This window comes from Mycobacterium sp. NGS17, assembly GCF_059813205.1.
The window spans coordinates 1-432 of record NZ_JCALED010000044.1 but is presented as its reverse complement, the minus strand read 5'-3'; the positions used below and the strand labels follow the sequence as shown (position 1 = coordinate 432).

Here is a 432-nt window from a genome sequence, read left to right as displayed (position 1 = left end):
GCCAAACGCCTGATCGGCTACATCACCGGCGACGCCGACCCGGCCGATATCCGGGCGGCGTTGGGCCAGCGGTTGCCGGATTACATGATCCCGGCCGCCATCATCGCCGTAGACGCACTGCCGCTGACCCCCAACGGCAAGCTCGACACCCGGGCCCTGCCCGCCCCCGATTACACCGGGCCCTATCGCGCTCCGGCCACGGCCACCGAGGAAATCCTGGCCGGCATCTACGCCGACATCCTCGGCCTCGAACGAGTCGGGGTCGATGACTCATTCTTCGAACTCGGTGGGGACAGCATTTCGGCGATGCGGGTGATCGCGGCGATCAACACCACCTTGGATACCGACCTTGCGGTGCGCACCGTGTTCGAGGCACCCACGATCGCGCAGTTGGCACCCCGCGTCGGTGGGCCAAGCGGTGGGCTGGCCCCG

General features: G+C 68.1%; 1 protein-coding gene. It reads left to right on the top strand.

The annotated features are described in order from the left end of the window. A partial coding sequence (locus AC5Y7E_RS24275) for a phosphopantetheine-binding protein (protein WP_499950959.1) occupies positions 1-432 on the top strand: 432 nt, incomplete at both ends.